The organism is Brevundimonas sp. NPDC055311, assembly GCF_053645695.1.
The window spans coordinates 96,623-117,139 of record NZ_JBSHMV010000001.1; the positions used below are offsets into that span (position 1 = coordinate 96,623).

General features: G+C 66.4%; 21 protein-coding genes. 4 read left to right on the forward strand and 17 right to left on the reverse strand.

Annotation, left to right across the window (positions count from 1 at the left end; genetic code table 11):
- Nucleotides 1-9: 9 nt before the first annotated feature.
- The 10 genes from ACWIDZ_RS00465 to ACWIDZ_RS00510 are packed head-to-tail and all read right to left on the reverse strand — an operon-like array spanning nucleotide 10 to nucleotide 8,577.
- Nucleotides 10-666, reverse strand: a complete 657-nt coding sequence (locus tag ACWIDZ_RS00465) for a methionine ABC transporter permease (protein ID WP_453988642.1) — start codon at nucleotides 664-666, stop codon at nucleotides 10-12.
- On the reverse strand, nucleotides 666-1,655 hold the full coding sequence (locus tag ACWIDZ_RS00470) for a methionine ABC transporter ATP-binding protein (protein WP_312217980.1): 990 nt from the start codon (nucleotides 1,653-1,655) through the stop codon (nucleotides 666-668). The genes ACWIDZ_RS00465 and ACWIDZ_RS00470 overlap by 1 nt, the downstream gene beginning before the upstream one ends.
- Before the next feature lies 1 nt (nucleotide 1,656).
- The gene (locus ACWIDZ_RS00475) at nucleotides 1,657-2,055 is read right to left on the reverse strand and encodes a HesB/IscA family protein (RefSeq protein ID WP_291776127.1); all 399 of its coding nucleotides are present in this window, start codon (nucleotides 2,053-2,055) and stop codon (nucleotides 1,657-1,659) included.
- A gap of 10 nt (nucleotides 2,056-2,065) precedes the next feature.
- The gene (locus ACWIDZ_RS00480) at nucleotides 2,066-2,464 is read right to left on the reverse strand and encodes an SUF system Fe-S cluster assembly protein (RefSeq protein ID WP_338574881.1); all 399 of its coding nucleotides are present in this window, start codon (nucleotides 2,462-2,464) and stop codon (nucleotides 2,066-2,068) included.
- A 5-nt stretch (nucleotides 2,465-2,469) separates the two neighbouring features.
- Entirely contained in the window at nucleotides 2,470-3,738 is a 1,269-nt protein-coding gene (locus tag ACWIDZ_RS00485) for an aminotransferase class V-fold PLP-dependent enzyme (protein WP_453988641.1), read from the reverse strand.
- Nucleotides 3,717-4,739 carry a Fe-S cluster assembly protein SufD gene (gene sufD / locus ACWIDZ_RS00490; protein ID WP_338574878.1) on the reverse strand — a complete coding sequence of 341 codons (1,023 nt, stop codon included), beginning with the start codon at nucleotides 4,737-4,739 and terminating at the stop codon, nucleotides 3,717-3,719. The genes ACWIDZ_RS00485 and sufD overlap by 22 nt, the downstream gene beginning before the upstream one ends.
- Entirely contained in the window at nucleotides 4,736-5,485 is a 750-nt protein-coding gene (gene sufC / locus ACWIDZ_RS00495) for a Fe-S cluster assembly ATPase SufC (protein WP_346486910.1), read from the reverse strand. The genes sufD and sufC overlap by 4 nt, the downstream gene beginning before the upstream one ends.
- Before the next feature lie 21 nt (nucleotides 5,486-5,506).
- The gene (sufB, locus tag ACWIDZ_RS00500) at nucleotides 5,507-6,973 is read right to left on the reverse strand and encodes a Fe-S cluster assembly protein SufB (protein WP_338574876.1); all 1,467 of its coding nucleotides are present in this window, start codon (nucleotides 6,971-6,973) and stop codon (nucleotides 5,507-5,509) included.
- A 3-nt stretch (nucleotides 6,974-6,976) separates the two neighbouring features.
- Nucleotides 6,977-8,113, reverse strand: coding sequence for a cysteine desulfurase family protein (locus ACWIDZ_RS00505; RefSeq protein ID WP_453988640.1), 1,137 nt, complete (start codon nucleotides 8,111-8,113; stop codon nucleotides 6,977-6,979).
- Complete coding sequence (locus ACWIDZ_RS00510; protein ID WP_453988639.1) at nucleotides 8,110-8,577, reverse strand: Rrf2 family transcriptional regulator; 468 nt, start codon at nucleotides 8,575-8,577, stop codon at nucleotides 8,110-8,112. The genes ACWIDZ_RS00505 and ACWIDZ_RS00510 overlap by 4 nt, the downstream gene beginning before the upstream one ends.
- A 161-nt stretch (nucleotides 8,578-8,738) precedes the next feature.
- Here ACWIDZ_RS00510 and ACWIDZ_RS00515 point away from each other — a divergent pair, with 161 nt between their 5' ends.
- Nucleotides 8,739-9,389, forward strand: coding sequence for an alpha/beta hydrolase (locus ACWIDZ_RS00515; protein WP_453988638.1), 651 nt, complete (start codon nucleotides 8,739-8,741; stop codon nucleotides 9,387-9,389).
- A gap of 11 nt (nucleotides 9,390-9,400) precedes the next feature.
- Here ACWIDZ_RS00515 and ACWIDZ_RS00520 read toward each other — a convergent pair whose 3' ends face one another.
- The 3 genes from ACWIDZ_RS00520 to ACWIDZ_RS00530 form a co-directional block, all read right to left on the reverse strand.
- The gene (locus ACWIDZ_RS00520) at nucleotides 9,401-10,378 is read right to left on the reverse strand and encodes a TerC family protein (protein ID WP_453988636.1); all 978 of its coding nucleotides are present in this window, start codon (nucleotides 10,376-10,378) and stop codon (nucleotides 9,401-9,403) included.
- Between the two features lie 107 nt (nucleotides 10,379-10,485).
- Complete coding sequence (locus ACWIDZ_RS00525; protein WP_453988635.1) at nucleotides 10,486-11,442, reverse strand: DMT family transporter; 957 nt, start codon at nucleotides 11,440-11,442, stop codon at nucleotides 10,486-10,488.
- 2 nt (nucleotides 11,443-11,444) lie between these two features.
- A complete protein-coding gene (locus ACWIDZ_RS00530; protein WP_453988633.1) occupies nucleotides 11,445-12,584 on the reverse strand; it encodes an anhydro-N-acetylmuramic acid kinase in 1,140 nt (379 codons plus the stop codon).
- A 179-nt stretch (nucleotides 12,585-12,763) separates the two neighbouring features.
- Here ACWIDZ_RS00530 and tyrS point away from each other — a divergent pair, with 179 nt between their 5' ends.
- From tyrS to ACWIDZ_RS00545, 3 genes are all read left to right on the forward strand, one after another.
- Complete coding sequence (gene tyrS / locus ACWIDZ_RS00535; RefSeq protein ID WP_453988632.1) at nucleotides 12,764-14,044, forward strand: tyrosine--tRNA ligase; 1,281 nt, start codon at nucleotides 12,764-12,766, stop codon at nucleotides 14,042-14,044.
- A 133-nt stretch (nucleotides 14,045-14,177) separates the two neighbouring features.
- Nucleotides 14,178-14,645, forward strand: a complete 468-nt coding sequence (locus ACWIDZ_RS00540; RefSeq protein WP_453988631.1) for a peroxiredoxin — start codon at nucleotides 14,178-14,180, stop codon at nucleotides 14,643-14,645.
- Nucleotides 14,646-14,778: 133 nt separating this feature from the next.
- Entirely contained in the window at nucleotides 14,779-15,339 is a 561-nt protein-coding gene (locus tag ACWIDZ_RS00545; RefSeq protein ID WP_453988630.1) for a bactofilin family protein, read from the forward strand.
- A gap of 76 nt (nucleotides 15,340-15,415) precedes the next feature.
- On the opposite strand, the gene prfB is transcribed toward ACWIDZ_RS00545, so the two are convergent.
- The 4 genes from prfB to dapA all read right to left on the reverse strand — a co-directional run bounded on the left by prfB (nucleotide 15,416) and on the right by dapA (nucleotide 20,452).
- Nucleotides 15,416-16,529, reverse strand: a protein-coding gene (prfB, locus tag ACWIDZ_RS00550; protein WP_291775059.1) for a peptide chain release factor 2 whose coding sequence is annotated in 2 segments (ribosomal slippage) — nucleotides 15,416-16,459 and nucleotides 16,461-16,529 — 1,113 coding nt in all. Because the reading frame shifts where the segments join, the coding sequence is not laid out codon by codon here.
- A 76-nt stretch (nucleotides 16,530-16,605) separates the two neighbouring features.
- On the reverse strand, nucleotides 16,606-18,996 hold the full coding sequence (locus ACWIDZ_RS00555; RefSeq protein WP_453988729.1) for a penicillin-binding protein 1A: 2,391 nt from the start codon (nucleotides 18,994-18,996) through the stop codon (nucleotides 16,606-16,608).
- 101 nt (nucleotides 18,997-19,097) lie between these two features.
- Nucleotides 19,098-19,568 carry an SsrA-binding protein SmpB gene (gene smpB / locus ACWIDZ_RS00560; protein WP_291775056.1) on the reverse strand — a complete coding sequence of 157 codons (471 nt, stop codon included), beginning with the start codon at nucleotides 19,566-19,568 and terminating at the stop codon, nucleotides 19,098-19,100.
- Nucleotides 19,568-20,452 carry a 4-hydroxy-tetrahydrodipicolinate synthase gene (gene dapA / locus ACWIDZ_RS00565; protein ID WP_453988629.1) on the reverse strand — a complete coding sequence of 295 codons (885 nt, stop codon included), beginning with the start codon at nucleotides 20,450-20,452 and terminating at the stop codon, nucleotides 19,568-19,570. The genes smpB and dapA overlap by 1 nt, the downstream gene beginning before the upstream one ends.
- Nucleotides 20,453-20,517 lie beyond the last annotated feature (65 nt).

The window sequence follows — 20,517 nt, forward strand, 5'->3', positions numbered from 1 at the left end:
TTCGAAAAATCAGCGGTGCGAGACCTTAGCGACCAGACGGTCGCCGATCATCTGCAGAATTTGTACGAGGATCAGCAGCAGAACTACGGTCACGGCCATGACGTCGGTCTGGAAACGCTGATAGCCGAAGCGGATGGCCAGATCGCCCAGACCGCCCGCCCCCACCACGCCCGCCATGGCGGTGTAGCTGACCAGGGCGATGGCGGTGACGGTCGCGCCGGCGATGATGCCCGGCATGGCCTCGGGCAACAGAGCGCGCGTCACGATCTGGAAGGTCGAACCGCCCATGGCCTGGGTCGCGTCGACCACGCCCTTGTCCACTTCACGCAGCGCCGTCTCGACCAAGCGCGCATAGAAGGGCGCGGCCCCGACGACCAGCGGCGGAATGGCGCCCGCCACGCCCAGCGATGTGCCGACCAGCAGCACCGTCACCGGCAGCATGACGATCAGCAGGATGATGAAGGGCACCGAGCGCAGCACATTGACCACAAAGGACAGTACGGCGTTCAGCATCGGATTGGCCGCCAGCCGCCCCTTGCCCGACAGATACAGAAGCACGCCCAGCGGCACGCCCAGGATCACGGTCAGAACCATTGATCCGCCCAGCATCAGCAGCGTGTCGATCGTCGCCTTGCCGATATCGGCCCAATCCACATTGGCGAACATCAGACCGCCTCCACCACGACGCCGCGCGCGGCCAGTTGCGCCAGGGCCGCCTCGGCGTCTCCGCCGGTGAAGGCCACCGTCATCTGGCCATAGGGCTCGCCCCGGATGCGGCTGATGCGACCCGACAGGATGGAATAGTCCACGCCCGCCGTGCGCGCGACGCGGCTCAATTCCGGCTCATAGGTCGAAGGGCCGCGGAAGGTCAGGCGGGCCATGCGCGCCCCGGCGGGCGCGACCGAGGCGTCGACCGCCTCCTCGCCCTCGGCCAGCATGGCGCGGGTCACGGCGTGCTGCGGATGCAGGAAGACGTCGGCCGTCGCGCCCTGCTCCACGATCCTGCCGTCCTTCAGCACCGCCACCCGGTCGCAGACGCGGCGCACCACCTCCATCTGGTGGGTGATCAGGACGATGGTCAGGCCCAGGTCGCGGTTCAACCCGTCCAGCAGGGTCAGGATGTCCTCGGTCGTCTCAGGGTCGAGGGCGCTGGTCGCCTCGTCGCACAGCAGGACGCTGGGGCCGCAGGCCAAGGCGCGGGCGATGCCGACGCGCTGCTTCTGGCCGCCCGACAGTTGGGACGGATGCTTCTTCGCGTGATCGGCCAGCCCCAGTTGGGCCAGCAGTTCCGCCGTGCGCGCCTTCACCTCAGCCTCTGGCCGCCCTTCCAGCCGCAAGGGGAAGGCGACGTTGTCTTCAATCGTCTTGGCGTTCAGCAGGTTGAAATGCTGGAAGATCATGCCGATGCCGCGCCGCGCAGCGCGCAGTTCGGCGGGGTTCAGGGCGGTGATCTCCTGCCCATCGACGAAGACCTTGCCCGCGTCAGGCGTCTCCAGTCGGTTGATGGCGCGGATCAGGGTGGACTTGCCCGCCCCCGAACGGCCCACCACGCCAAACACCTCGCCGCGCGCGACGTGCAGGTCGACGGCGTCCAGCGCCGTGCGGTCGCCCGCCGCGCTGCGATAGCGCCGGGTCACCCCCTCCAGTCGGATCATGTCAGTCGGCGTCCAGAGCAGCGGCGGGAATGATGGTGACGCTCTCGCCGCAACCGCAGGCGTCCGTCTCGTTCGGATTGCGGAAGACGAACTTGGAGGCCAGCTTCGTCACCTCATAGTCGATCTCGGTTCCGATCAGGAACAGGACCGCCTTGGGCTCGATCAGAATGGTGACGCCCTTGTCCTCGACCACCTCGTCCAGCGGCAGGGCTTCTTCGGCATAGGCGAAGGTGTACTCCTGCCCGGCGCAGCCGCTGTTTTTCACGCCGACGCGTAGCCCGACGTAATCCTTTTCAGCGTTGTCCATGATCTCGCGCACGCGCGCGGCGGCGGCGTCCGTCAGGGTCACCGCCTTGGGCCGGGGGCGTCGGGGTCGGGTCGTGGTCTGAAGCTCGGTCATCATGGCCTCGTCAGAACATGTTCAGGGCCAACTTGGCCTCGTCGCTCATCTTGGAGGCGTCCCACGGCGGATCGAACACCAGATTGGCCCTGGCGCTGCGAACGCCCTCGACCTTGGACACCGCCGTTTCGACCCAGCCGGGCATTTCGCCGGCGACCGGGCAGCCCGGCGCCGTCAGCGTCATCTCGACCAGCACGTCGCGATCGTCGGACACGTCGACCTTGTAGATCAGGCCGAGCTCATAGATGTCGACCGGGATTTCCGGGTCGTACACCGTCTTCAGCGCCTCGATCAGGTCGTCCGTCAGCTTGTCCAGCTCGGCCTGAGACAGGGCGCTCTTCTGCGGCTCGTCCCAGCTGGCGGCGAAGGCGTCGCTGTCGCTGATCGCGTTGTCGGTCTTGGCGTCCATACTCGTCACACGAAGAAATTGCGCGCCTTGATCAGCGCGTCCACGAAGGCGTCTGCATCCTCCATGGTGTTATATAGGGCGAAGGAGGCGCGCGTGCTCGAGGTCACGCCCAGTCTTTTCGCCAGCGGTTCGGCGCAGTGCAGACCGGCCCGGACGGCGACGCCGTAACGGTCCATGATCTGGGCCACGTCATGGGCGTGGGCGCCCTCGACGGCGAAGGTCAGGATGGCGCCCTTCCCTTCTGCTTCGCCCAGAATCCGTAGCCAGTCGTACTCGCGCAGACGCTCGACGGCATGATGATATAGAGCCTTCTCATGCGCCTGGATCGCCGCCGGCTCATACTGCGCCAGCCACTCGATCGCCGCGCCAAGGCCGATCGCTTCCAGAATCGGCGGGGTGCCGGCCTCGAACCGGTGAGGCGGACGCGCATAGGTCACGCGCTCCTTCTCCACGGTCTCGATCATCTCGCCGCCGCCCTGATAAGGCGGCAGGGCCTCCAACGCCTCCGCCGTGCCGTACAGGACGCCGATGCCCGTGGGTGCGAACAGCTTGTGGCCGGTCAGGACATAGTAGTCGCAACCGATGGCCTGGACGTCCGGCGCCGCGTGGACCGCCCCCTGACAGCCGTCGATCAGCACCCGCGCCCCGGCCGCATGGGCCAGACGGGTGATCTCGGCGACCGGATTGATGGTCCCCAGCACGTTCGACATGTGGGTGACGGCGACCAGCTTCGTCTTCGGCCCCAGCAGAGCGGCGAAGGCCTCCATGTCCAGCGAGCCGTCATCCTTGATCGGCGCCCATTTCAGCACCGCCCCGCGCCGCTCGCGCAGGATGTGCCAAGGCACGATGTTGGAGTGGTGCTCCATCTCGGTGACGATGATCTCGTCGCCCGGCTGGATCGACAGGCCGACGCCGTTGGCTACCAGGTTGATCGCCTCGGTCCCGCCCTTGGTCCAGACGATGGTCTCCGGCGACGGAGCGTTCAGGAAGCGGGCGACGATCTCGCGCGCCCGCTCATAGGCCTCGGTCGCCTCGTTCGACAGGGTGTGCAGACCGCGGTGGACGTTGGCGTAGGAGCCTTCCATCGACGCGACCAGGGCGTCGATCACCGCGCGCGGCTTCTGGGCCGAGGCGGCGCTGTCCAGATAGACCAGCGGCTTGCCGTTCACCTGACGCGACAGGATCGGGAACTGTGCGCGCGCGGCATAGGGGTCAAACCCCGTCACGCCAACCTTGTTCACAGGTGCGTTGGTCACAGGCGAGCCGTCAGCCATTCCCGCACCACCTCTCTGGCGCCTTCATGCTCGATGCGGTCGACGACCTCGATCAGGAAGGCGTGGGTCAACAGGGCGCGGGCTTCATCAGCCGAAATGCCGCGCTGCTGCATGTAGAACAGGGCGCTTTCATCCAGCGTCCCGACGGTCGCGCCGTGGGCGCACTGCACCTCGTCGGCGTAGATGATCAGTTCGGGCTTCACGTCGATCTCGCCGCGATCCGAGGCGATCAGGCCATGGTGCCCCATGCGGGCGTCGGTCTCGTCCGCGCCCTTCTGGACCAGGATCTTGCCCTGGAAAACGCCGCGCGCCTCGTCGCGGACCACGCCCTTGATCAGCTGGCTGGTCGTGCCGTTCGGCGAGACGTGGTCGATCACCGAAGTCTGGTCCGAATGGCGCGCGCCGCTCAGCAGATAGAGCCCGTCCACGCGCGCGTCGGCGCCCTCAGCTCCGTGACGCAGACGGGTCTCGTGGCGTTGCAGTTTGGCGCCGGTAGCGACGATGGTCTGGCGATAACGGCCGCCCGCCTCCAGCCGCACCTCAGCCTCGGCCACGGAAATGGCGTCGGCGGGTTCGTCGGTCAGGACGATGCGGGTCACCTCGGCGTCGGCCGCGACGTCAATCTCGACCTTGTTGTGAGCGACATAGGCCGAGCCCTTGCCCTCGTGCGTCTCCAGCAGCAGCAGGCGCGCGCCGGGCCGGGCGACGATGCGCGCCGCCGCCGTATGACCGGTGCCCGTTGCATCCGAAATGAAGCGCAGGCGCAGCGTCTGATCGCCCGAGGCGATGTAGTCCTTCACCCCGACCGGGCGGCCGTTGGCGAAGACGACGGCGTCGCCGCCCAGATCATAGAACGGCCCCGGCGCGCCCACGACGGCGGTGCCGGACGGCTCAGGCGCTTCACGAAGAAAACGCTTCAGGTCGCTGTATTTCCACTCCTCGACCCGCCGCGAGGGAAAGGTCGCGGCGTCGGTCAGGTCCAGCCGGGCGAGCGCCTTCATGCCGCCTCCGGCAGGAACTTGTCGTAGCCTTCCGCTTCCAACTCATGCGCCAGCTCAGGTCCGCCCGAGGCGACGATGCGGCCGCCCGCCAGGACGTGGACGCGGTCCGGTTTGATGTAGTCCAGCAGGCGCTGATAGTGGGTGATCACCAGCATCGACCGTTCGGGGCTGCGCATGGCGTTCACCCCGTCGGCGACGATGCGCAGGGCGTCGATATCGAGGCCGGAGTCGGTCTCGTCCAGAATCAGCAGCGACGGCTCCAGCAGGGCCATCTGCAGGATTTCCATCCGCTTCTTCTCGCCGCCGGAGAAGCCGACGTTCAGCGGCCGCTTCAGCATGTCGAAATCCATCTTCAGCGACTGAGACGCCGCCTTGACCAGCTTCAGGAAGGCGGGGGCCGAAACCTCTTCCTCGCCGCGCGCGCGCTTCTGGGCGTTCAGGGCCGTGCGGATGAAGGTCATGGCCGGCACGCCGGGGATTTCGATCGGATACTGGAACGACAGGAACAGGCCCGCCGCCGCCCGCTCGGCCGGTTCGATATCCAGCAGGTCGATGCCGTTCCACGAGGCGGAACCGTCCGTCACCTCATAGCCGGGGCGGCCCGACAGGCTGTAACCCAGCGTCGACTTGCCCGCCCCGTTCGGCCCCATGACCGCGTGAACTTCGCCCGCAGGCACATCGAGCGTCAGACCTTTGAGGATCGGCTTATCGGCGACAGAGACGTGGAGGTTATTGATCTTAAGCATTGTTTTTCTTCTTCAACTCACTCAGCCGACCGAGCCTTCAAGGCTGATCGCCACCAGCTTCTGGGCCTCGACGGCGAACTCCATCGGCAACTCCTGCAGGACATCGCGGACGAAGCCGTTGACCAGCAGAGCCACGGCTTCTTCTTCCGACAGGCCGCGCTGCTGGGCGTAGAAGAGCTGAGCTTCGGACAGGCGGGTCGTGGTCGCTTCGTGCTCCAGCTGGGCCGAGCCGTTGCGGACCTCGATGTAGGGGATGGTGTGGGCGCCGCATTCCTTGCCGATCAGCAGGCTGTCACACTGGGTGAAGTTGCGCACGCCGGTCGCCTTGGGGTGGATCGACACCAGGCCGCGATAGGTCGAGTCCGACTTACCCGCCGAGACCGTCTTGGCGATAATGCGGCTGCGGCTGTTCTTGCCCAGGTGCAGCATCTTGGTGCCGGTGTCGGCCTGCTGATGGCCGTTGGTGATGGCGATGGAGTAGAATTCGCCCGAGCTTTCCTCACCCTTCAGGATGCAGGACGGGTACTTCCAGGTGACGGCTGAGCCCGTTTCAACCTGCGTCCAGCTGACCTTGGAGCGGTCGCCACGGCAGTCGGCGCGCTTGGTGACGAAGTTGTAGATGCCGCCCTTGCCCTCGGCGTCGCCGGGGTACCAGTTCTGGACGGTCGAGTACTTCACCTCGGCGTCGTCCAGGGCGATGATCTCCACGACCGCCGCGTGCAACTGGTTCTCGTCGCGCATGGGCGCGGTGCAGCCCTCCAGATAGGACACGTAGGAACCCTTGTCGGCGATGATCAGGGTCCGCTCGAACTGGCCGGTCTGGCTGGCGTTGATGCGGAAATAGGTCGACAGCTCCATCGGGCAGCGCACGCCCGGCGGAATGTAGACGAAGCTGCCGTCGGAAAAGACCGCGCTGTTCAGAGCCGCGAAATAGTTGTCGCTGACCGGGACGACCGTGCCCAGATACTGACGCACAAGATCGGGATATTCGCGCAAGGCCTCGGAAATAGGCATGAAAATCACGCCCGCCTTGGCCAACTCCTCCTTGAAGGTGGTGACGACGGAGACGCTGTCGAACACGGCGTCGACCGCCACCTTGGGCGCGCCCTGAACGCCGGCCAGAACTTCCTGTTCCTTCAGCGGGATGCCCAGCTTTTCGTAGACGGCCAGCAGTTCGGGATCGACCTCGTCCAGCGACTTCGGCCCTTCCTTCTTCACCGGCGCGGCGTAGTAGTAGAGGTCCTGATAGTCGACGGGATCGTACTTCACCGCCGCCCAGGTCGGCTCTTCCATGGCCAGCCAGCGCTCATAGGCGGCCAGGCGCCACTCCAGCATCCACTCCGGCTCCCCCTTCTTCTCTGAGATGAAGCGGATGATGTCCGGGTTCAGGCCCTTGGGGGCGAACTCCTGTTCGACGTCCGTGGTGAAGCCGTACTTGTACCGCTCCAGCTCCGCGACCGTATCGATTGTTTCCTGAACAATAGCCATAACTTACGCGACTTCCTTTACGCGCTCTTGCAAGCGCGCCTTGTGCTTGTTCCAGGCCGCGACCCAGGCGTCGGCGAACCGGGTCCAGTCGGCCTCGGTCGTGCCCCAGCCCCCGGAGACGCGCACGCCTCCGGTCGCCAGATGATGCAGGCCCATGGCGCTGATCGCCTTGGACGGCTTGACCTTGCCCGACGAGCAGGCCGAACCGGCCGAGACCATGACCCCGACCAGATCCAGGGTGATCAGTTGTTGCGGGCTGTCCCAGCCCTCGACCGCCATGAACAGGGTGTTGGGCAGCCGCTCGACTGCGCCGCCGATGATGGTCGCACCCGCGGCCTTGACCTTCGCCTCAGCCGCGTCGCGCCAGACGACATGAGCCCCGGCGGCGTCCAGATCACGGGCCGCGCAGTCGGCGGCGACGCCGAACCCGGTGATGCCCGGAACGTTCTCGGTCCCAGCGCGCAGGCCGCGCTCCTGACCGGCGCCGTGCAGAATGCGAACGGCGGACACGCCGTCCTTGAGCACCAGGGCGCCCACGCCTTGAGGCCCGCCCAGCTTGTGCGACGAGAGGGTCAGGCTGTCGGCGCCGAGCGCCCGCATCGTCACCGGAATCTTGCCTGCGGACTGGATGGCGTCGACGTGCAGCCAGCCGCCCGCCGCGCGGACGAGCGCCGCCGCCTCAGCGATCGGCTGGATCACGCCGCTTTCGTTATTGGCGTGATGAATGGCCACGACGGCCTGCCCCGGACGCGCCAGCGCCTCAGCCAGCCAGGCCAGATCGACTACGCCATTGGCGTCCACCGGCAGAACTTCGACCGGCCCGCCGCTCGCCGTAGCGGCTTCGGCCACGCACGGATGCTCAGTCGCGCCGACGATCAGCCGTTCGCAGCCGGCGGCCAGGGCGCTGTGGATCGCCTGGGCGTTGGATTCGGTTCCGCCCGAGGAGAAGATGATCGCCGTCGGATCGGCGCCGACCAGATCGGCCACCTGAGCACGGGCCGTCTCGACGCGCGCACGCGCACGGCGGCCGGCGGCATGAACGGCCGAAGGGTTTCCGTTGTCAGCCAAGGCCTTGGCCATGACTTCCTGAACTTCAGGACGAACCAGGCCGGAAGCGTTGTAATCCAGATAGACGCTCACGCCGCCGCCTCCATGGCCCCGACGTCCTTCTGTCCCATACGGGCGCGGCTGGTCCGCTTTTCGATCACGTCCTCCAGGCTGACCCCGGCCAGATAGCGATGGATCTCGGCACCGAGGTCTTCCCAAAGATCATGAGTGATGCAGCGCGCCCCGCCGTTCATGCAGCCTCGCGGCGTGCCATGGGCGGCGCAGCGGGTAGCGCGGATCGGCTCATCGACGGCCAGGACGATGTCGGCCACGACCGTCTCGTCCGGCCCCTTGGCCAGGCGATAACCGCCGCCAGGCCCGCGAATGCTCTTGACCAGGCCGCCCTTGCGCAGTCGCGCGAACAGCTGTTCCAGATAGCTGAGCGAAATCTCCTGACGCGCCGCGATTTCAGCCAGGGACACGGCCCGGCCCGAGCCGTTTTTCGCCAGATCGGCCATCGCCATCACGGCGTAACGTCCCTTTGTCGACAGGCGCATCCCTATAACCTCAAAATTCTAACGCTTTTCGGAGCGGTCATGCTAAGACCCCCGGCCTCGCTGGCGAGTGCGTCGCGCACCGGGGACTTAGAAAGTCCTACCTCCCTGGTCAAGTATTATCCGTCCGGCGAAACCTCTGTTGATTGTAGGGATCGCGATCCATGCCTGAAGTCATCCTGCCCGGCGCCGCTGGCCGCATCGAAGGCCGTTACTCGCCCGGCAAGCGCCCCGACGCGCCGATCGCCCTGATCCTGCACCCGCACCCGAAGGCGGGCGGGCACATGAACAATCCGGTCGCTCTGACGATGCACCAGCTGTTCGTTCAGCGCGGCTTCGCCACCCTGCGCTACAATTCGCGGGGCGTCGGCAAGTCGCAGGGCGAGTTCGACAGCGGCATCGGCGAACTGGCCGACGCCGCCACGGCGCTGGACTGGCTGCAGGCCAACAACCCGGCCGCCACTCAGACCTGGGTCGCAGGCTATCAGTTCGGCGCCTACATCGGCATGCAGTTGCTGATGCGCCGCCCCGAGACCGACGGCTTCATCTCGGTGTCGCCGCCGTCCAACATCTACGACTTCAGCTTCCTGGCCCCCTGCCCGGCCTCGGGCCTGTTCCTGCACGGCACGGCCGACACCGTGGTGCCCCCGGCCGAGGTGGAGCGCGTGGTCAACAAGCTGCGCACCCAGAAGGGCATCATCATCGACTATGAGCTGGAAGAAGGCGCGACCCACTTCTGGCAGGACCATATCGGCGCCGTCGAGCGCCGCGTCGGCGCCTATCTGGACAAGCGACTGGCTGAAAAGCCCGCCTGACGTTCTGACGATCAGCGCGGAGGCCCGGCCTCCGCGCGGGTCCGCCACAGAGACCAGACCACCCCTGTCGCCAAGATCGCCGCTGTCACTGACAATGAGATAACGGGCGGCGTCTTCTCGATCCCCAGCAGGGGCGCGGCGAACACCTTGCCCCCGATAAAGACCAGCAGGACCGCCAGCGCCTGCTTCAGATAGGCGAAGCGGTGGATCACCGCCGCCAGGGCGAAATAGAGCGCCCTCAGCCCCAGTATGGCGAAAATGTTGGACGTGTAGACGACATAGGCGTCCGTCGTGATGGCGAAGACCGCCGGCACGGAGTCCACAGCGAAGATCACGTCGGCGATCTCGATCGTCACCAGGGCCAGGAACAGCGGCGTGGCGTGCAACTTCATCTCGCCCGAACGGCCTGACACCCGGACGAAGAAGGCGTGGCCGTGCAGGTCGTTCGTCACCCGCATCCGCCGCCGGAACCACTTCAGCAGCGCATTATCGGCGATATCCGTTTCCTCGCTGCGGGCAAAGAACATCCGTACGCCGGTCAGGATCAGGAAGCCCGCGAAAAGGTACAGCACCCAGTGATAGCGGGCAACCAGCGCCGCACCGCCGCCGATCATGATCGCCCTCAGGACGATGACGCCGAGCACGCCCCAGAACAGCACGCGATGCTGATAAAGCCGGGGCACGGAAAAGGCGCTGAAGATCAAGGCGATGACGAAGACATTGTCCATCGCCAGGCTTTTCTCGACAGCATAGGCGGTCAGGTAGTCGATCGCGCTGTCGGCCCCCAGCCACGACCACAGCCACGCCCCGAAAGCCAGGGCCACGGCGATGTAGAAGGCGGAGAGCCCTAGGCTTTCCCGTACGCCGATTTCATGATCGCGCCGATTGAACAGCCCCAGATCCAGCGCCAGCAGGCCGACGACGATCGTCAGGAAGCCCGCCCACATCCAGACGGGCTTGCCCAACCACTCCAACAGCAACAGTTCCATCGACGCCTTCGCGAGCCGTTTCAAACGACGCGGCCGACATCGCGATGAAGGGTCGCCAGAGGGGCCCGGTCCGCCCTACCCCAACGCCTGAGGCCTGCGGGCGTTGCTCAATGATCACCTTCAGCGGCGGCCAGGGCGGCCGGTCGGTGGGCGCGGACGCACCAGACGACGCTGACGATCATCAGGATCATGGCGACGACCTCGATCACAGTCGGGCCGCGCTGTTCCCAGATGAAGCCATAGATGAAGGCGAATAGGGTCTCAGACACGATCATCTGACCCAGCATGGTCAACGGCAGCAGGCGGCTCGCCTGGTTCCAGAAGGCGTTGCCGATCACCGATGCGAAGATCGCCACACCCGCGCTGACCCCGATCAGGCGCATCCAGGCGTCGTCCGTCATTCCATCCAGCATGAACAGCGACGGAATGACCAGCACCAACGCCAGCGCGCCGGTGACGACACCGGTCAGCAATGACCACTCATGTGGGGTGACGTCTGGCAGACGCCCCATCCAGCGGCTGTTGCCGACAGCGAAGGCAGTCCACGACAACAAGGCCGCAACAGCGCATCCGAGCCCGATCAGGGTTGCGGCCCCGCTCTGTGCTGCGGCCCCGCCGCCGTGACTGAGCGATTCCCAGCCGATCAGACCGACAGCCAGGGCTGCCACAACGATGGGCGGGGCCACGCGCGACAGCGGCGGGGAATCCTTGTCCTTCAGGCCCCATAGCGCCACGACCACGGGCACCATGCCGACGATCAGGGCCGAGGCCGCGACGCCCGCATAATGCACGCCGACCACCAGGAAGGCGAAATAGACCAGATTGCCCGTCAGGCTCAGCCAGACCAGCGCGCCCCACGCCTTGCCCGTCAGGGCCGCCGTCGCTCTTCGCCAGCGCGGCGCGATCAACAGGGCTGCGATCAGGCCATAGGCGAGGTAACGCCCGGCCGTCAGCAACAGAGGCGAAGCCTCAGGCACCACCTTCGGCGCCAGGAAGACCAGCCCCCACAGGGCGCCCGCAGCCAGACCGCTGGCGACGCCCCAGAAACGCGATGAAGCCGCCACGCCTATTCTTCTCCCGGTTCTACAATCCGGCCGCCGGTCATCGGCGCTGCGACTCCCGTCGTGCCGGGGAAACTGATCGGCAGGCCCAGACGGCAGCGCGCCGCCAGGAAGGCGAAAGCCTCGGCCTCGATAGAGTCGCCGCGCCAGCCCTTGTCCTCGGCCGTCGAGACGGGAACGCCCACGCGATCGCGGATGGCGGCCAGTAGCACCGGATTGTGGCGACCGCCGCCGCAGACGACGATCTCTTTCGGCTGCTCAGAACAGCGAGCGACGCCCAAAGCCACGGCCTGCGCCGCGAAGGCTGTCAGGGTCGCCGCAGCATCCTCCAGCGACAGTTGCGCCACTGGGTCCAACGAGAAGTCGAAACGATCCAGCGACTTCGGACCGCTCGTCGCGAAATAGGGATGGGCCAGATAGGCGTTCAGCACGGCCTGATCGACCGTTCCCGCCGCCGCCAGACGGCCGCCCTCGTCCATCCGCTTCTTCATGCGCGACTGAACCAGCAGATCGACCATGCCGTTGGCCGGGCCAGTGTCGAAGGCCTCCAGTTCGCCGTCAGCGCGGATCAGGGTGATGTTGCCGACGCCGCCCAGGTTCAGCACGGCGACCGGCCCTGACAGGCCCGCCTTACGGACCAGCGCCGCGTGATAGACCGGCGCCAGCGGCGCGCCCTGCCCGCCCGCCGCCACGTCTGCACTACGGAAATCAAAGGCCACCGGCGCGCCCAGCCCCTCGGCCACGCTGACGGCGTCGATCAACTGCACCGTGCGGCCCGGCAGGTCGGGCGTAGGCGCTTCATGCAGCACCGTCTGGCCGTGGATACCGACCAGATCCAGCCCGCTGGACTTGACCCCGTTCACAGCCATGAAGCCGAGCGCGGCCGCCAGATGCGCGTCGGCCACCGCCATGCGCGCGTCTTCAAAGCTGTCCGGCTCTTCTTCGTCGCGTTCCCAGTCGAAGGCGTCCTCGATGGCGTCTTCGATGACGGCGCGGGTCTCGCCGTCCAGCTTCATCTCGCCGGCGGGACCGAAGGCCAGGATGTCGTGGCCGTCCGTCTCGATCACCGCCATGTCCACGGCGTCGAGCGAAGTGCCGGTCATGAAGCCGAGCACGCGCAGGGTCTTTTTCGGGGAGGTCGTCATGGCGGCTTGACTGCCACGTCGGGCGCGCCGTAGCTAGCGCCCATGATCGCCCAACCGGCCCTTTTCGCCGCCTATTACTACGGCCTCTACTAGAGAGCGGCCGCGATCCTTGCCGCCCTTCCTTCGGCGGCGTTATTCCTCGGAAGACGGCCGCCGGTTCTGATGCTACGGACCCGACCATGACCGAGCCCACGACCCAAACCGTTTCCGAAACCGCCTTCAAGTCGGACTTCCTGCGCCTGATGAAGGCGCGCGGCTATATCCACCAGATCACCCACCCGGTCGAATTGGACGAGGCGGCCGCATCCGGCGTGGTCACGGGCTATATCGGCTTTGACGCGACGGCGCCGTCACTGCACGTCGGCCACCTGATCCAGATCATGCTGCTGCGCCGTCTGCAGCAGGCCGGACACAAGCCGATCGTCCTGATGGGCGGCGGCACGACCAAGGTCGGCGACCCGTCGTTCAAGGACACCCAACGCCCCCTGCTGACCGAGGAAAAGATCGCCGAGAACATCGCCGGCATCAAAGGCGTGTTCGAGAAATTCCTGACCTTCGGCGACGGCCCGACCGACGCCATCATGCTGGATAACGACGAGTGGCTGTCGCAGTTGGGCTACCTGCAGTTCCTGCGCGATTACGGGACCCACTTCACCATCAACCGGATGCTGAGCTTCGACTCGGTCAAGCTGCGCCTGGATCGCGAGCAGCCGCTGACCTTCCTCGAGTTCAACTACATGCTGATGCAGGCGACCGACTTCCTGGAGCTGAACCGTCGCTATGGCTGTTCGCTGCAGATGGGCGGCTCGGACCAGTGGGGCAACATCATCAACGGCGTCGAACTGACCCGCAAGGTGGACCACAAGGCCGCGTTCGGCCTGACCACGCCGTTGCTGTCCACCGCCTCGGGCCAGAAGATGGGCAAGACGGTCGGCGGCGCCGTGTGGCTGAACGCCGACGCCCTGTCGCCGTTCGATTACTGGCAATACTGGCGCAACACCGAGGACGGCGACGTGGGCCGCTTCATGCGTCTGTTCACCGACCTGCCGCTGGATCAGATCGAGCGCTATGAGGCCCTTCAAGGCGCCGAAATCAACGACGCCAAGAAGGCGCTGGCCGACGCCACAACCTCCATGCTGCACGGCGCCGAGGCCGCACAGGCCGCACGCGCGGCTGCCGAGGCCGCCTTCGAGAAGGGCCAGCTGTCGGCCGACCTGCCGACCGTCGAACTGCCGCGTGACGAGGTGATCGGCGCCATGATCGCCGCCGTGACGACCAAGGCGGGCCTCAGCGGCTCCAACGGTGAGGCGCGTCGTCTGGCCCAGGGCGGCGGCCTTCGCCTGAACGACGAGGTCGTCAACGACGGCGCCCGCCTGATCGAAGAGGCCGATCTGAACGCAGACGACGTGCTGAAACTCGGCGCCGGCAAGAAGAAGATCGTGCTGGTGCGGCCCGTTTAACCCGCTCATCCCGGCGGACGCCGGGACCCAGTGCTTTGGCTTCAAGCGCGGCGAGAACGTCTTGCTGCTTTCCATCGGCGCGGCCGGGGCTCTTACTGGGTCCCGGCGTCCGCCGGGATGAACGGAGAGATTGATGGTCGACATCACCGAAAACACCCCCGCCCCCGCCTTCGACCTGGCGACAGACGGCGACGGGCGCGTGTCGCTGCACGGGCTGAAGGGCAAGAACATCGTCCTCTACTTCTATCCCAAGGCCGACACGCCCGGCTGCACGACCGAGGGACAGGACTTCTCGGCCCTGATCGACAGGTTCGCGGCGGCTAACGCCGTGGTGATCGGCGTGTCGCGCGACACGGTGAAGAAGCTGGACCGCTTCAAGGCCAAGCATGACCTCAAGGTCATGCTCGGCTCGGACGAAGACGGGGTGGTCACCGAGGCCTGGGGCGTGTGGGTGCTGAAGAAGCTCTATGGCCGCGAATATATGGGCATTGAGCGCGCCACCTTCCTGATCGACGGTCAGGGCGTGGTTCGTCGCGCCTGGCGGAACGTCAAGGTGAAGGGGCACGCCGAAGAGGTGCTGGCCGCCGTCGAAACGCTCTGATCGGCGAGCGGGGTTCGGAAGGCCCCGCTTGACCTCTCCGTCTCAGCCCCCCCTAAGTATTGTCAGGGATTGTATCCTCAGGGGCTGACATTGACCAAACGCCGGTCGTCCCGGCGTGACGCGGAGAGTAAAGATGTTCAACAAGAACAAACCCCTCGACAGCAACCCTTCGAGCGGGTTGGGCATTCCGAAGCCGCCGGAGCCCGCCGCTCCGACCCCGGCGCCCGCCGCCACCGCCACGCCTGCTCGAGCACCTGAACCGGCGCGACCGGCCGCCGCCCGCTCATCCAGCCTTTCGACTCTGTCGGCGGGCGTGAAGTATGAGGGCAATATCTCCGGCGCGGGCGAACTTCAGGTCGACGGCTCTCTGAAGGGCGACATCCGCGTGGTGCGCGTGGTGATCGGTGAAGGCGGCGCCGTTGAAGGCACGGTCCACGCCGACATCCTGGAGGTGCGCGGCCGCGTTTCTGGCGCCATCGTCGCCAAGCAGGTCAAGCTGTTCGCCACCTCTCGCGTCGAGGGCGACATCACCCAGGAGCAGCTGTCGATCGAACAGGGCGCCTGGTTCCAGGGCCGCTGCACCCAGGCCAAGCGGGACACGCCGGGCGCCAATATGCTGGAATCCCCTGCCCCCGCCGAAAAGCCTGCGCCCGCCAAGACGGACGCCAAGGTCGAGGCCAAGCCCGCCGCCTGATCGGCGCGGACACTGATAACGAGAAAGGGCGGCCCGCAAAGGCCGCCCTTTTTTAGTATCGATCGAGCGGAGTCGATCAGCCCTCGCGGGTCTCGCCCACGCGGGCCGCCAGGGCGGCGCCCATGAACGGATCCAGATCGCCGTCCAGAACCCCCTGGGTGTCGGAGGTTTCGACCTCTGTCCGAAGGTCCTTCACCATCTGATACGGCTGCAGGACGTAGGATCGGATCTGGTGCCCCCAGCCGATGTCGGTCTTGGCGTCGGCCAGGGCCTGAGCTGCGGCTTCACGCTTCTGAAGCTCCAGCTCATACAGACGCGCACGCAGCATCTTCCACGCCTGATCGCGGTTCTGGTGCTGCGAGCGGCCCGCCTGACAAGCCACCACGGTATTGGTCGGAATGTGGGTCAGGCGCACGGCCGAGTCCGTCTTGTTGACGTGCTGGCCGCCCGCGCCTGACGCGCGATAGGTGTCCGTGCGGACATCCGACGGGTTGATGTCGATCTCGATGCTGTCGTCGACGACCGGCGACACCCCGACCGAAGCGAAGGAGGTGTGCCGCTTGGCCGCTGCGTCATAGGGGCTGATGCGGACCAGACGGTGAACGCCCGATTCCGACTTCAGCCAGCCATAGGCGTTGGGGCCGGAAACCAGCAGGGTCGCCGACTTGATGCCCGCCTGTTCGCCGGATTCCTCTTCCTGGAGCTCGACCTCATAGCCGTGCGAGCGCGCCCAGCGGCTGTACATGCGCAGCAGCATTCCGGCCCAGTCGTTCGACTCCGTGCCGCCGGCGCCCGAGTTGACCTCCAGATAGGCGTCATTGCCGTCGGCCTCGCCGGACAGCAGGGCTTCCAGCTCGGCGCGCGCGGCGCGGTCCTTGATCGCCTTCAGCTGTTCACGGGCTTCGTTGAGAGTGGCTTCGTCGCCCTCTTCATCCGCCATGTCGGCCAGCATGATCCCGTCTTCGAGACCCTGCTCCATGTCCTTGACGGCGCTGACCTGGGCTTCAAGACGCGAGCGTTCGCGGCTGACGGCCTGGGCCTGTTCGGGATTGTCCCACAGCGTCGGATCCTCGACCCGCGCGTTCAACTCATCGAGCTTTCTTAGAGCGACATCCCAGTCAAAGTCGCCTCCTGAGCAGAGCGACGCTCTGCTCGATGTCGGCCTTCATGGCCTCGACATCCGGTCTCATCGCAATCTCCAGCGATACGGGGGTGAAAGGGCGCGCCAGGGCATCCGGCGCGCCGAAGAGGGGTGTAACTAGAGCGTCAGTAGAGGTCGCTCAAGTCCTCGGCCGGCTGCTTTTTGGGCGGCGGCGGAGCCACGGGCGGCGGCGCGACCGGCGCCGGAGCCTGGGACCTGGCTTCCTGCTCACGACGGATGACGTCGTAATAATTCTGCGGCCCCTCCGGCTGGACCGGGCGCGGCGCTTCTTCGCGCAACTGGCGTTCGGTGCCCGGACGGAAGGCTTCCTCAATGCCGTTCACGGTGCGGAAGATGGCGTTCTTCGGCTTCACGAACGGCCGCGCCGGGCGCTCCTTCAAGGCGTCTTCCATGAAGTCGATGAAGATCGGCACGGCGGTCGAAGCCCCCGCCTCGCCCCCGCCCAGCGAGCGGTTGTCGTCAAATCCGACAAAGACGCCCACGACGATGTCCGCCGAGAAGCCGACGAACCAGGCGGAACGGTATTCATTGGTCGTGCCGGTCTTGCCGCCGACCCAGGGGCCGAGGCTGCGCGCCCGGGCGCCGGTGCCGCGCTGAATCACGCCCTCCAGCATCGAGGTGATCTGATAGGCGGTGATCGGGTCGATCACCTGGGTTCCACGATCCTGCAGGCGCGGCGACTCCTGGCCGCTGAAGCCACGGCCGCAGTCGCGGCATTGGCGTCGATCGGCGCGATGGATGGTCTGGCCGTTCCGATCCTGAGCCAGTTCGATCAGATAGGGATCGATCCGCCGGCCGCCGTTGACGAAGGCGGCATAGGCCGCAGTGATGCGATAGGGGGTGGTCTCGCCCGCGCCCAGCGACATGGCCAGGTTCGGCGACATGTCATCGACCACGCCCATCTTCTTGGACAGGTCGACGACGTTCTTCATGCCGACCGCCTGGGCCAGGCGCACGGTCATGACGTTACGCGACAACTCCAACCCGCGCCGCAGAGTCTGAGGGCCGTAGAACTGGCGGCTGTAGTTCTGGGGCGTCCAGGCGCGGCCGCCGGGGCCGCCGGGGAAGCTGATGGGCGCATCCAGCACGATGGAGGCCGGAGTGAAGTCGCCTTCCAGCGCCGCCGCATAGACGAAGGGCTTGTAGGCCGAACCCGGCTGACGACGCGCCTGCGTCGCACGATTGAAGCTGGACAGGGCGTAGGAATAGCCGCCGACCATCGCCAGGACGCGACCCGACTGCGGCTCGATGGCGACCAGGGAGCCGTTGACCGCGGGGACCTGTTTCAGGGCGAACTGTCCGCCCTGGCGCTCCACGAAGATCAGATCGCCGCGTTTCAGGGGACGACGTCCCGCGTTGGACCAGGCCACGTCGGCGGCGCGCAGCGCGCCCGTCTGATCGTCCTTGGCCGTGCGGACCCGAACCGTGCTTCCGCTGACGTTCTCGACGGCGGCGGCCTGCCACGAACGGCGCTCGGGCGGGGTCGTGCGCTTCTGGGCCTCGGCCTGCCAGCCGTCGGCGAAATCGGTCGTGCCCCAGGCGCCGCGCCAGCCGTGGCGACGGTCGTAGTCTTCAAGGCCGCGCATCAGCGCGTCGCGCGCCGCCGACTGCAGCTGCGGGTCCAGGGTGGTGCGCAGGTAGTAGCCGCCGCGATTGACTTCTTCCTGACCGAACAGGGCGATGGCGCGACGACGCGCCTCCTCCACGAAGAAGTCCGCGTCGGCGTATTCCGCGCGGCGCGGCGCCGAACGGGTGTTCAAGGGGCGCGCCAGCGCGGTCTGCAACTGCGCGTCCGTCAGCCACTTGTTGTCGGCCATTTCGCCCAGCACCCAGTTCCGCCGCCCCAGCGCGGCCTCGGGGTAGCGTTTGGGGTGATAGTTGGTCGGCCCCTTGGGCAGGGCCGCCAGGAAGGCCGCCTCGTCCGGCGTCAGCTGATCCAGCGACTTGCCGAAATAGTTGTAGGCCGCCGAGGCCACGCCGTAGGAGCGATAGCCCAGGTAGATCTCGTTCAGATACAGCTCGAGGATCTGCTCCTTGCTCAGCGTCGCTTCCAGACGGCTGGAGAGGACGGCTTCCTTGAGCTTGCGGTTCAGACTGGTCTCGCTGGTCAGCAGGACGTTCTTTGCCACCTGCTGGGTGATGGTCGAGCCGCCTTCCAGGCGACGACCGGACAGCACGTTGAAGACGTTCTTGAACATGGCCCGGCCGATGCCCGACACGTCGATGCCGCCGTGGCTGAAGAAGTTCTGGTCTTCGGCCGCCAGGAAGGCGTGAACGACCGTCTGCGGCACCTGGTCATAGGTGACGTAAATCCGGCGCTGATCCGAGAACTCGCCGATCAGGGTGCCGTCGCCGGCGTAGACACGCGTCGCCGTCGCCGGGCGATAGTCCGCCAGCTCGGACGCGTCGGGCATGTCGTGCAGGACCCAGGCGGCGTAGATCGCCACCACCACCCCAGCCACGGCGATGGCGCCCAGCAGGGCCACGCCCGCCATGACGAACCAGCGTTCGGCTATCTTCACCGTGAACTCCGCAAGACGCACCCCATCATCGCTCGTTTATCGCGCGTCGCGCGGCGCGCAAAGCGGAACCGCACTTATCCCTTGTCGCGCAGCAGGCGCGCCTTGTCTCGCTGCCAGTCCCGTTCGGCCGAAACCTCGCGTTTGTCGTGCAGCTTCTTGCCCTTGGCCAGGGCGATTTCCAGCTTCGCCTTGCCCGCCTCGTTCAGATACAGGCGCACCGGAACGATGGTGCGGCCGTCCCGCTGGACGGCGCCGATCAGCTTGTCGATCTGCTTGCGGTGCAGCAGCAGCTTCCGGTGGCGGCGCGGCTCATGGTTGAAGCGGTTCGCCATCTTGTAGGGCGGGATATCGGCGTTGATCAGCACCATCTCACGCCCCTCCGGCGAGACATAGCTTTCGGCGATGTTCGCCCGCCCGTCGCGCAGGGCCTTGATCTCGGTGCCCAACAACTGGATTCCGGCCTCGATGTAGTCCTCGAGGAAGTAGTCAAAGCGTGCGCGCCGATTTTCGGCGATCGTCTTTTGCTTGGGCGCGTCAGCGGCCATCAGGCGACCCCGGCCTCGGTCAGCGCCTTGTCGATGGCGGGTTTCACGGCGTCGGCCGTCAGCGACAGCGGCAGCCGGACCTCTTCTTCGCATAGCCCCAGCCTGGCGAGGGCGTATTTGGCCGGCGACGGGGAGTTGTCGAGGAACAGCGCCTTGTGCAGGCCGATCAGGCGCTCCTGCCAGGATCGGGCGACGGCGAAGTCGCCGGCCTGAATCGCGTCATACAGGGCGACCATGGCCTCCGGCGCGACATTCGAGGTCACCGAGATGACGCCGACGCCCCCGTGGGCGGCATAGCCAAGATAGCTGGAGTCATCCCCCGAGATCAGGTCGAAGGCGCCGTGGATATTCGCTCGCATCCAACTGGCCCGCGCCACATCCGCGCTCGCATCCTTGATGCCGACGATGTTCGGGTGCGCCGCCAGGGCCGCAACGGTTTCGTTCGACAGGTCCACGCCGGTACGACCCGGCACGTTGTAGAGCAGAATTGGCAGTTGCACGGCATCGGCCACGGCCTCGAAATGGGCCTGCATCCCGGCCTGCGAGGGGCGGTTGTAGTAAGGCGTGACCACCAGGGCGCCGTCGGCGCCGACCGTCTTGGCGAAGCGGGTCAGCTCGATCGCCTTGTCCGTCGCGGAAGAACCGGCCCCGGCGATCACGCGGATGCGCCCGGCGGCGATCTCCACGCACTGTTCAACCACGCGCTTGTGCTCGTCCAGGTGCAAGGTCGCGCTTTCGCCCGTGGTGCCCATCGGCACGACGCCGTGAACCCCGGCGGCGATCTGGCGCTCCAACAGACGCCTGAAAGCGGCCTCGTCCACGTTTCCGTCACGAAGAGGTGTGATCAGGGCGGTGATCACGCCCTTGAACAAGGGGGCGGTCATGGGAACAACATACCTGCGCGGAGAATGGGCGGCGGTCCGCCCGTCACTAATCGGCAAAGGGTAGG

Coding starts and splice junctions, on each gene's coding strand:
- ACWIDZ_RS00470 (WP_312217980.1), bottom strand. CDS start 1,655: ATGATCCGACTGGAGGGGGTGACCCGGCGCTATCGCAGCGCGGCGGGC.
- ACWIDZ_RS00485 (WP_453988641.1), bottom strand. CDS start 3,738: ATGGCTGACGGCTCGCCTGTGACCAACGCACCTGTGAACAAGGTTGGC.
- ACWIDZ_RS00540 (WP_453988631.1), top strand. CDS start 14,178: ATGGTCGACATCACCGAAAACACCCCCGCCCCCGCCTTCGACCTGGCG.
- smpB (WP_291775056.1), bottom strand. CDS start 19,568: ATGGCCGCTGACGCGCCCAAGCAAAAGACGATCGCCGAAAATCGGCGC.
- ACWIDZ_RS00555 (WP_453988729.1), bottom strand. CDS start 18,996: ATGGCGGGCGTGGCCCTGCTGGGCGCCATCGCCGTGGCTGGGGTGGTG.
- sufB (WP_338574876.1), bottom strand. CDS start 6,973: ATGGCTATTGTTCAGGAAACAATCGATACGGTCGCGGAGCTGGAGCGG.
- ACWIDZ_RS00465 (WP_453988642.1), bottom strand. CDS start 666: ATGTTCGCCAATGTGGATTGGGCCGATATCGGCAAGGCGACGATCGAC.
- ACWIDZ_RS00520 (WP_453988636.1), bottom strand. CDS start 10,378: ATGGAACTGTTGCTGTTGGAGTGGTTGGGCAAGCCCGTCTGGATGTGG.
- ACWIDZ_RS00530 (WP_453988633.1), bottom strand. CDS start 12,584: ATGACGACCTCCCCGAAAAAGACCCTGCGCGTGCTCGGCTTCATGACC.
- tyrS (WP_453988632.1), top strand. CDS start 12,764: ATGACCGAGCCCACGACCCAAACCGTTTCCGAAACCGCCTTCAAGTCG.
- ACWIDZ_RS00545 (WP_453988630.1), top strand. CDS start 14,779: ATGTTCAACAAGAACAAACCCCTCGACAGCAACCCTTCGAGCGGGTTG.
- sufC (WP_346486910.1), bottom strand. CDS start 5,485: ATGCTTAAGATCAATAACCTCCACGTCTCTGTCGCCGATAAGCCGATC.
- ACWIDZ_RS00480 (WP_338574881.1), bottom strand. CDS start 2,464: ATGGACGCCAAGACCGACAACGCGATCAGCGACAGCGACGCCTTCGCC.
- ACWIDZ_RS00475 (WP_291776127.1), bottom strand. CDS start 2,055: ATGACCGAGCTTCAGACCACGACCCGACCCCGACGCCCCCGGCCCAAG.
- sufD (WP_338574878.1), bottom strand. CDS start 4,739: ATGAAGGCGCTCGCCCGGCTGGACCTGACCGACGCCGCGACCTTTCCC.
- dapA (WP_453988629.1), bottom strand. CDS start 20,452: ATGACCGCCCCCTTGTTCAAGGGCGTGATCACCGCCCTGATCACACCT.
- ACWIDZ_RS00515 (WP_453988638.1), top strand. CDS start 8,739: ATGCCTGAAGTCATCCTGCCCGGCGCCGCTGGCCGCATCGAAGGCCGT.
- ACWIDZ_RS00510 (WP_453988639.1), bottom strand. CDS start 8,577: ATGCGCCTGTCGACAAAGGGACGTTACGCCGTGATGGCGATGGCCGAT.